Consider the following 9758-nt stretch of genomic DNA (forward strand, 5'->3'; position numbering starts at 1 on the left):
GGCCTGCAGGCGCGGTCCGGACTCGCGCAGCTCCCCCACCGTGGGCGACGCCGCGTCCTCCGGCGTCCCCGAATCGGGCGTCTGGAACAGGTAACGGACGAACTCCCCACCCACCTCGTTGTCGTCGGCTCCCGGCCACTGCCCCACACAGTCGACGCCGACGACCTCGCGTCCGCTGCCGTCGCTCTCCTCCAGGAGCGCCCAGAGGGTCACCGGATAGCTGCGGGTGCCCTCCGGATCGACATGCCACCTCGCGTACCAGCCGGGCCGAGCGGGGACGATCTCCACGATCCGTTTCATGACGACCTGCCCTTCCGCGTGCGTCGGAAGTTCTTCCGGTCCACCACGATCGTGCGGCCCCCCGGGGTGACCAGCCCTCACCCGCAGCGAGTGAAGCCGGCCGGTCCGCCGGCGGCCGTTTCCTTCCCGGCAGCGCCGGGAAGGCGACCGGCGCAAGCGCAACCGACCAGGAACGAGGTGCGACGATGCGCAAGCAGATGGAGGGCGACAACCAGCGCCGCCGGGCCCTGGCCCGGGACGCCCGGGGACGCGGTCGGCTCCCCAGCCAGACCGGCGCCAGCCTGAGCGCGTCCAAGCAGATCACCTCGCTGGACCGCAGCGAACGGTCCGGCCCGCCGCCGGCCGGCCAGCGCAAGCCGGACACGACGCGCGGCGGTCCCGCGCCGCCGCCCGCGGCCGTGGCGGAGCGCCCGCGCCCGCTGCCCGACGAGCGACCGGCCCCGGTGACCACCCTGGGCTACCGGGATCTCGTCGGCGACGTGAGCCGGCGGGCGGGGGTCGACTTCTCCACCGCCAAGGTGGCGGCGGAGGCGACCGTGCTCGCGCTGGCCCGGGCGCTCGACGAGGCCGAGCGGGAGCGGCTGCTCGAGGCGGTGCCGGTGAAGCTGCACGACGTGGTGCCGGTCGACGGCGTCGAGCGGCGGCACGACCTGCCCGGCTTCCTCGCCGAGGTGGGCCGGCGCAGCCGCCTCACGCCGGAACAGGCCCGCTACCAGGCGCAGGCCACCCTGGCCGCGCTGGCCGACGCGGACGGCGAACTCGTCGAGTCGCTGCGCGTGCCGGACGGGTTGCGGGACCTGCTCGCGCCGCCGCCGGCCGTCGGGGGTGGCCTGGTGGGCGCGACGTCCGCCACCGCCCCGCTCGACGAGCAGGAACTGCGCGACGCGCTCGGCCGGCTGCCGTACTGGTCCAGTGACCGCCAGTCGCTGGTGCGCACCATCGAGCTGCCGAACGGCAACCTGGACCGGGTGCTCGACCGGCTCGACCAGCTCCGGGGCGAGACCGGGCGCGGCCCGCAGATCGGCCGTCCCGACCCGGACAGCGCCGTGCTCACCGTGCGCAGCCAGCAGGTCGACGGGGTGTCGGCGTCGGACGTGGACCTGGCCCGGCAGGTCGACGACGCGATCGACGAGGCCGGTGCCGGGATGGCCGCCGGCTGAGCCGTGGCCGGTCCGGGCCGGCGGGCGTCACGCCCGCCGGCCCGGGGTACCGTTGCCCGCCGTGGAGAGCGACGCCGAGGCCCTGGAGATCGTCGTGGACGCGGCCCGGCCCACCGGCCGGACGCTGCTCGCCGCGGGGGTCGAACAGTCCTACGTCGACGTGGCGGACCCACGCCACCTGCACTTCGAGTACGTGCGGCGGATGGCCGCCGTGGTCGACCTGGCCGCCCCACCGGGCCGGCCGCTGACCGTCCTGCACCTGGGCGGCGGAGCGCTCACCCTGCCCCGCTGGCTGGCCGCCTCCCGGCCCGGCTCACCCCAGCGGGTGATCGAGCGGGACCCGGCGGTGGTCGAGCTGGTCCGCCGCGAGCTGCCCCCGGTGCCGCCCGAGGTGGTCGTCGAGATCGGCGACGCCCGGGACGCGGTCACGTCCGCCCCGGCCGGGGCGTACGACGTGGTGCTGGCCGACGTCTACCGGGCGGCCCGGATGCCCCGGCACGTGGCGAGCGTGGAGTTCGCCGCCGAGGTGGCCCGGGTGCTCCGCCCGGACGGCGTCCTTCTGGTGAACGTCACCGACCTGCCGCCGCTGGTGCAGACGCGGACGCAGGTGGCCACGCTGCGGGCGGTCTTCGCCGACGTCTGCCTGGTCGCCGACCGGCGGATGCTGCGCGGCCGGCGGTACGGCAACCTGGTGCTCGCGGCGGCCATCCGCCCCGACCGGCTGCCAGTACGCCGGCTCGTCGCCCGCGCCGCCGGCGACCCGGTGCCCGGAGGTGTGCTGCACGGGGCGACGCTGGACGCGTTCGTCGCCGGCACCCGGCCGGCCACCGACGCCACCCTCGCCGAGCGCTGACCGGCGGGTTTCCACCGGTCCCGCGCGGGTAGCCGCGCCGGATGAGCAGAGCCGAGGACCGGTCCACCGCCCGCCGGGCGCTGATCGTGATCGGTCTGGTGCTCGCCACGCTGCTCGGGCTGGCGCTGGTCTGGGCGACCCGGCGGGTGCTGGTCTGGGGCCTCGTCGCGGCGTTCTTCGCGGTGGCCCTGAACCCGCTGGTCGACCGGGTGGAACGGCGGTTGGTCCGGCGCCGGGCGCTGGCCACCCTGCTGGTCTTCCTGGCCACCTTCGTGCTGCTGGCCGCGCTGGGCGCGATGATCGTGCTGCCGCTGGCCGACGAGCTGGGCCGGTTCGCCGACCGGGCGCCGGAGCTGCTCCGGGAGGCGCGCGCCGGCCGGGGACCGCTCGGCGAGGTGCTGAACCGGTTCCACCTGCTCCGGTACGCGGACACCCACGCCGACCAGATCGAGCGCTACGGCTCCCGGCTCGGCCAGCCGGCGGTCGGCGTGCTCCGGGGTGTGCTGGAGATCGTCGCCGCGGTGCTCACCGTGGTGGTGCTGGCCTACCTCATGGTGCTGGAGGCGCCGAAGATCATTGCCGGCACGCTGCAGCTGATCGGCGACGGCGCGGCCGAGCGGCTGCGGCGCATCGGCCGGGACTCCTCCCGGATCATCACCGGCTACCTGAGCGGCAACCTGCTCATCAGTGTCATCTGCGGCGGCCTGACCTTCGCGGTGCTCTTCCTCGTCGGGGTGCCGTTCGCCGGGGTGATCGCCCTGGTGGTCGCGCTGGCCGACCTGGTGCCGCTGGTCGGGGCCACCATCGGGGCGATCGTCGCGGCCGGGGCGGGGTTCCTGCACTCCCCCACCGCCGGCGTGGTGGTGCTGGTCTTCTTCGTGGTCTACCAGCAGGTCGAGAACCACCTGCTGCAACCGGTCATCATGGCCCGTGCGGTCCGGCTGAACCCGTTGACCGTGCTGGTGAGCGTGCTGCTCGCCGCCGAACTGGCCGGCCTGGTGGGCGCCCTGCTGGCCATTCCGGTCGCCGGGATCGCGCAGGTCCTGCTGCGCGAGTTCGCCCACGCCGGCCGGCAGGCCCTGGCCGTCCCCGCCGTCCCGGGCCCGGAACGGCGTCCGGCCGGCGGGCGGGCTCCCGGGGACGGGAACGCGCCGCCGGCCGGCGGTTGAGCCGCGCGCGACGGGATCAGCGGCGGCGCACCACCTCGGGCGACTCGCTCTCCAGCGGCACCGCGTTCGCCGGGACCAGGCCGAGCTGCACGGCCGGGCGGGGCAGGGTGGCGTCGAGCAGCCAGTCCGCGCCGACCCGGGCCCGGTTGCTGGGCATGGCGTACAGGTGGTAGCCGCGGGTGACCGCCTTGGCCGGCAGGCCGGCCAGTGGCACGTGCAGCGGGTTGGCCGCGGCCTCCTTGCCGCCCAGGTCGACCACCCAACCCAGGTCGCGGTGCTTGTACGACTTCCGGGTGCCCCGCCCGTACGAGGCGGCGATGTTGCGCGCGGCGAGCTTGCCCTGCCGCTGCGCGTGCTGGGCGGTCATCGCGCACACCTGCCCGGGACGGGTCGGATCGGGCACGGCCGCCGCGTCGCCGCAGGCGAACACCTCCGGGTAACCGGGGACGTTGAGGTACTCGTCGACCACGAGGCGCCCCTTCTCGGTGCGCAGCCCCAGCTCGGCCACGAACGGGTCGGGACGCACCCCGACGCACCAGACCAGGCTGCACGTCGGCACGTACTCGCCGTCGGTGAGCATCACCCCGTCCGGGGTGGCCTCCGACACCGAGGTGCCCATCCGCACGTCGACGCCGCGGCGGCGCAGCACCCGGTCGGCCGTGACGGACAGACGCTGGTCCAGCTCGGGCAGGACGCGCGGGGCCACGTCCAGCAGCATCCAGCGGGGCCGCACCTTGAGGTGGGGACGCTGGGCCATCAGCCGGTCGGTGAAGAGCTGGCCGTGCGCGGCCACCTCGGTGCCCGTGTAGCCGGCGCCCACCACCACGAACGTGGTGCGGGACCGCTGCTCGGCCGGGTCCTCGGCCAGCTCGGCCAGCTCGACCTGGCGGACCACGTGGTCGTGCAGGTACAGCGCCTCGGGCAGGCCGCGGAAGCCGTGCGCGTACTCGGTCACCCCGGGGATCGGCAGCAGCTTGTTGACGCTGCCGACGGAGAGCACCAGCCGGTCGTACGCGAGCTGGCCGTGGTCCCCCTCGGCGGAGCGGTAGCCGACCCAGCGGTTCTGCAGGTCGACGCGGTCCGCCTCGCCGATGACCACGCGGACGCCGTCGAGGGTGCCGGCGAGCGGCACGGAGATCCGGGTGGGCTCGACCACCCCGGCGGCGACCTCGGGCAGCAGCGGCAGGTAGAGGAAGTAGTCGGTCGTGTTCAGCAGGACGATCTCGGCCTGCCTGCCGGCCAGCCGGCTCAACGTCTTCGCCGCGTGGTATCCGGCGAACCCGGCCCCCACGATCACCACACGAGGTTTCGTCATGCCTGCTGCCGTTCCCGTCGAGGACCCCGACAAACGTGGCGTCAGTCGGGGGCGAGCCGGACGTACCCGGTCCGGGCGACCGCCTCGAGGTCCCAGCGGCGGCCGAAGGCGCGGACCCGCTCGGCCGTGACCCGGCCCAGCTCGGGGGGCACGTCCGGGTCGAGTTCCAACCGGCCGTCGACCGGGTTGAGGCCGAGCATGGCCCGGATCAGGGCCAGCGGCGCGCCGGCCGCCCACGCCTGCGGGCTGCACGCGGTCGGGTACGGCACGGCGAACATGGTCCGGTCCCGGGCGTACCCGCTGAGCGCCTCCGGCAGCCGGTAGCCGAACTGCTCGGCCACGTCGAGCAGGGCCAGGGCGATCCGGTTGGCCTCGGCCCGGTAGCCGTAGCGGGCCATCCCGAGCGCGGCGATCGAGTTGTCGTGCGGCCACACCGTGCCGAGGTGGTAGCCGAGGGCGTTGTACGGCCGGTCCTCCCGGGACAGGGTGCGGATGCCCCAGCCGGTGAACATGTCCTCGTGCATGAGCTGGCGCACCACGGCCTCGGCGCGCTCCGGCGGGACGATGCCGCTCCACAGCAGGTGACCCATGTTGGAGGTCTTCGAGTCGATCGGCGTCTTGTCGCCGTCCAGGCCGACCGCGTAGAAGCCGCCCCGCTCGTCGAGCCAGAAGTCCCGGTTGAACCGCTCGTACAGGCGGACCGCGTCGGCGCGCAGCCGGGCGGCCAGGGGCGCGTCGGCCAGCGGGCCGTCCGCCAGCTCGGCCAGGCGCAGCTTCGCGTCGTAGGTGTAGCCCTGGATCTCGCTGGTGGCGATCGGCAGCACCGGGATGCGGCCGTCGGAGAAGCAGACCCCGTCCGGGGAGTCCCGCCAGCACTGGTTGCCCAGCCCCTCCGGCGAGCGGGTGGCGTACTCGACGTAGCCGTCGCCGTCCCGGTCGCCGTAGGCGTCGACCCAGTGCAGGGCGGCGAGCGCGTGCTCGCGCAGGCGGCGGACGAGCTCGTCGTCACCGCTCCACCGCCAGTACTCGGAGAGCAGGATCAACCAGAGCTGGGTGGCGTCCGCCGTCCCGTAGTACGGGGTGTACGGCTTGGTCCCGGTGCGGGTCAGCTCGCCGCTGCGCACCTCGTGGAGGATGCGGCCGGGCTCCTCGTCGGTGAAGTCGTCGCACCGGGTGCCCTGGAGCCGGGCGAGCGCCAGCAGCGCGCCCTGGGCGAGGCCCGGCCCGGCCACCAGCGTCTGGTAGGCGGTGATCAAGGTGTCCCGGCCGAACACGGTCAGGAACCAGGGCAGCCCGGCCCCGGGCAGCATCACCCGCTGGCCCTTGACCTCCAGCTCGAGCCGGAGCGCCGCCAGGTCGTAGCGGGTCTTGCGGGCGACCCGTTCCAGGACCGGGTTGTCGCTGTGCAGGAGCGCCCGGCTCTCCGTCCACCGGCGCAGCGGGTCGTCGGCCCGGCGGTGCACCACCTCGGCGATGTCGCCGCGCACCGGTTCCACCACCCCCAGCCCGGGCGCCAGCGGCACCACCAGGTCCACCTTCCAGTCCGCGCGCGGGTCCAGCTCCACCTGCCAGACGAGGTCGTCGCCCTCGATCCGGTCCGGGGGGACGCTGGAGCGCAGCTCGGTGGTGGCCGTGAAGCCGTCCCGCTCGTACCGGAACGAGAGCGCGGCGCCGCCGGCGCCGTGCCCGCGGACGATGTCGGCGGAGCGGTCCCGCACCCCGGACTTGACCTCGAACAGGTCGGCGAAGTCGGCGGCGACGGCCAGCCGCACCTCGAACCGGACCGGTTCGGTGCAGAAAGACACGAATTCGATGCGCTCGTGGAACCCGTCGCCGACGTAGCGCAGCCGGCGCGCGGTGAGGCTGTCCGGCGGCAGACCGGGCAGCTCGGGATTGGTGAGCATGAACTGCGCGGAGTAGTGGTCGAGGGTCTCCGAGCGCAGCACCGGGAACCGGTGGCCGTCGACGGTCAGCACCCAACCGCTGACCAGCCGGGTGTCCAGGTGGACCAGCCCGCCGATGCTGCCCGGGGGCACGTCCCCGGCGGGGTCGGAGTACATGAAGGTGGGCCCGCTGAGCACCGCCAGCGACTCGGGGCCCAGCTCGGGCGGAACGGCTCGCTGGTCGCCCGGCCCGGCAGCGGCCGCCAGGCCGGGTGTCGGGTCGGCGGGAGTCGGACGTGCGACAGCCATGCCGTCACCGTAGGAGGAGCGCGGGCGAGACCCGCCTCACCCGCTCCGGGTGAATTCCGCCCCCATCAACAGTCGCCTATATGGACAACTGTCACGATCGCGGGCGAGGATGCCCTCGTCCGCCGGCTCGCCGCGTTCGGCACCCGGCACACGCTGTCGGACCAGAACGATCCGGTACGCGGGATCGGCGCCGCCCGGGACTGGATCCACGCCCAGCTCGCCGGGTACGCGGCCGCCTCCGGCGGCCGGATGGTCGTCGCACTCCAGTCGTACGTCCAGCAGCCCCCGGACCTCGCCGGCTACGAGGTGGTGTGGCGGGAAACCACCGCCCCCGAGTGGCAGAAGGTGCTGCCGGTCGGCGACGTCACCGAGGTGACGATCGACCTGTCCAAGGACAACATGTTCTTCGGCGTGCGGGCGGTGGACCGGGCGGGGCACCGCAGCCCCGTGGCGTTCCCGAAGCCCGGCAGCTGACCCACTCGCCGCGCCGTCAGCCCCGCCCCGGCTCCGGCGCGGTGATCGCCCAGCGCTCGTGGTCCCGCCAGGCGCCGTCGACGAACAGGTAGTCCGGCGAGAAGCCCTCCAGGCGGAACCCGAGCCGCCGGGCCAGCGTCTTCGACGGCTCGTTGCCCGGCTGGATGTTCGCCTCGAGCCGGTGCAGCCCCAGCGCGGTGAACGCGTGCTCGATGACCAGCCGGAGGCCGGCCGAGGTGTGCCCGGTGCCCGCGTACGGCAGGAAGGCGGCGTAGCCCAGGTAGCCGCCGCGCAGCGCGCCCAGGACGATGCCGCTGATGTTCGCGTACCCGGCGATCTCGCCGGTGGCCCGGTCACAGAGCAGGTACCCGGAGCTGTCCCGCCCCCGGATCTTGCGCAGGTAGCCGGCGTACCGCTCGGCGTCGTCGGGCGCGGCGAGCCACGGGTGGTGCAGGTCGCGGCTGCGCCGTGCGGCGGCGACGAACTCCGCCTCGTCGGTGGGGCGGGGACGGCGGATCGCGACGCGGCCGTCGCTGCGCAGATACCTCACGGTGATCCACTCTCGGTCACCCGTCCGCCCGCTGTCCAACCGGGCTCGGGACGCGACTCGACGTCCGTGCCCGCCTGTCCCGGGTCACCACCCAACCGCCTCCTCTCGGTCACCTTGCCGTCACGTCGGCGTAGCCCCGCCGACGGGTGTCTCCAGCAGCGTGGTGGCACGCCGGACAGGCCGGCCGACCAGCGGAGGACCAGCAGTGGCACACGAGGAGGCGACACCGCCGCGCCGCGGCCGGATCGTCATGCTCGTCGACAACAAGGTCGAGGGCGACTCCCGGGTGCAGAAGATCGCCCGGTCCGCCGCCGAGGCCGGGTGGGACGTCACCCTGCTCGGCCGCTCCCCGGACGGCGTCGAGCGGACCTGGCGGCTGGGCGCCGCCGAGGTGCGGCTGCTGCCGGTGCCCGAGCCGCTGCACCGGCGCCGGCACGAGTTCCGCCGCTCGCTGCGCTGGCCGCTGGCGTACCGGTCGGACGGCATCGCCGAGCACCGCGCCCAGTGGGTCCGGGCCTGGCGCGCCGACCTGGCCGTCCGCGGCGCCCTGGTTGCGCGGCGGGCCGCCGACGGCGAGCTGGCCGGCGCCCGGCTGGGCCGCGCGCGGCGCGCGCTGCGCCGGCGGGAGGTCGCCGCCCGGCTGCTCGACCGCTGGGTGTGGCTGCGCACCAGGATGATGAACCGGGTCCGGTACGGCCGCCGCTTCCGGGGACCGTGGGACCGGGCCTACACGCTGTTCTGGCAGCTCGTGCAGGGTGACCGGGCGTGGCGGCGGTTGGAGCCGGGGCTCTGGGACTACGAGCTGGCGTACGGCCCCGAGGTGGACCGACTGCGCCCGGACCTGATCCACGCGCACGACTTCCGGATGCTCGGCGTCGGCGCCCGCGCCAAGATCCGCGCCGCCGGTGAGGGCCGCCGGGTGGCGCTGGTCTGGGACGCCCACGAGTTCCTGCCCGGGATCAAACCGTGGCGGGACCACGCCCGCTGGCTGCCCGCCCACCGGGCGCACGAGCGGGAGTACGCCCCGTACGCCGACGCGGTGCTCACCGTCTCGGCGGACCTGGCCGAGCTGCTGCGCCGCGAGCACCGGCTCGCCGAGGAGCCGGGCGTGCTGCTCAACGCCCCGGCCGACGAGCACCGCCCGGCCGACGACGCGCCGCCGCCGGACCTGCGGGCCGAGTGCGGGCTCGCCCCCGGCGTGCCGCTGCTGGTCTACAGCGGCGCGGCGGCCCCGCAGCGTGGGCTGGACACCCTTGTCGAGGCGCTGCCCCGGCTGCCCGGCGTGCACCTGGCGCTGGTGGTCAACCCGGCGCTGCGGTACGTCGAGCGGCTCGCCGAGCGGGCCGCCCGGCTCGGCGTCGCCGACCGGCTGCACGTGCTGCCGTACGTGCCGCACTGGCAGGTGGTGCCGTTCCTGTCCGGCGCCGACGTCGGGGTGATCCCGATCCACCGCTGGCCCAACCACGAGATCGCCCTGATCACCAAGTTCTTCGAGTACGCGCACGCGCGGCTGCCCGTGGTGGTCAGCGACGTGCGGACCATGGCGGCGACGGTGCGGGAGACCGGCCAGGGCGAGGTGTTCCGGGCCGGCGACGTCGACGACCTCGTCCGCGCGGTGACCGCCGTGCTGGCCGACCCCGCCCGGCACCGCGCCGCGTACGACCGGCCGGGCCTGCTCGCCGGCTGGACCTGGTCGGCGCAGGCCGAGGTGCTGGAGGCGGCGTACCGCCGGCTGCTGCCCTGTC

The 9758-nt window shown here is 75.0% G+C and carries 9 protein-coding genes; 5 read left to right on the plus strand and 4 right to left on the minus strand.

The features are described from left to right. Positions 1 to 300, minus strand: a 300-nt coding sequence (locus tag F8274_RS28175; RefSeq protein WP_151465394.1) for a hypothetical protein, incomplete at its 3' end; no start/stop codon positions are given. A 185-nt stretch (positions 301 to 485) separates the two neighbouring features. Here F8274_RS28175 and F8274_RS28180 point away from each other — a divergent pair. The 3 genes from F8274_RS28180 (at position 486) to F8274_RS28190 (ending at position 3482) form a co-directional block, all read left to right on the plus strand. Further along, entirely contained in the window at positions 486 to 1460 is a 975-nt protein-coding gene (locus F8274_RS28180; RefSeq protein WP_151465395.1) for a DUF2267 domain-containing protein, read from the plus strand. A gap of 61 nt (positions 1461 to 1521) precedes the next feature. Continuing rightward, on the plus strand, positions 1522 to 2313 hold the full coding sequence (locus tag F8274_RS28185; RefSeq protein WP_192580026.1) for a spermidine synthase: 792 nt from the start codon (positions 1522 to 1524) through the stop codon (positions 2311 to 2313). Between the two features lie 41 nt (positions 2314 to 2354). Continuing rightward, complete coding sequence (locus tag F8274_RS28190; protein WP_151465397.1) at positions 2355 to 3482, plus strand: AI-2E family transporter; 1128 nt, start codon at positions 2355 to 2357, stop codon at positions 3480 to 3482. Positions 3483 to 3498: 16 nt separating this feature from the next. On the opposite strand, the gene F8274_RS28195 is transcribed toward F8274_RS28190, so the two are convergent. Both F8274_RS28195 and F8274_RS28200 read right to left on the minus strand, forming a co-directional pair. Next, positions 3499 to 4797 carry an NAD(P)/FAD-dependent oxidoreductase gene (locus F8274_RS28195; protein WP_151465398.1) on the minus strand — a complete coding sequence of 433 codons (1299 nt, stop codon included), beginning with the start codon at positions 4795 to 4797 and terminating at the stop codon, positions 3499 to 3501. 41 nt (positions 4798 to 4838) lie between these two features. After that, a complete protein-coding gene (locus F8274_RS28200; protein WP_151465399.1) occupies positions 4839 to 6989 on the minus strand; it encodes a glycogen debranching N-terminal domain-containing protein in 2151 nt (716 codons plus the stop codon). 249 nt (positions 6990 to 7238) lie between these two features. Between F8274_RS28200 and F8274_RS32135 the strand changes: the two genes are divergently transcribed. Beyond that, the gene (locus F8274_RS32135) at positions 7239 to 7463 is read left to right on the plus strand and encodes a hypothetical protein (protein ID WP_225854012.1); all 225 of its coding nucleotides are present in this window, start codon (positions 7239 to 7241) and stop codon (positions 7461 to 7463) included. Positions 7464 to 7479: 16 nt separating this feature from the next. On the opposite strand, the gene F8274_RS28210 is transcribed toward F8274_RS32135, so the two are convergent. Beyond that, positions 7480 to 8013 (minus strand): GNAT family N-acetyltransferase, encoded by a 534-nt coding sequence (locus F8274_RS28210; protein WP_225854013.1) that lies wholly within the window; start codon positions 8011 to 8013, stop codon positions 7480 to 7482. A gap of 250 nt (positions 8014 to 8263) precedes the next feature. Between F8274_RS28210 and F8274_RS28215 the strand changes: the two genes are divergently transcribed. Continuing rightward, positions 8264 to 9758: glycosyltransferase family 4 protein (locus tag F8274_RS28215; protein ID WP_151465401.1), on the plus strand; the 1495-nt coding region annotated here is incomplete at its 3' end.

Origin of the sequence: Micromonospora sp. AMSO31t, assembly GCF_008868175.1 — a bacterium.
Taxonomy (GTDB): Bacteria; Actinomycetota; Actinomycetes; order Mycobacteriales; family Micromonosporaceae; genus Micromonospora.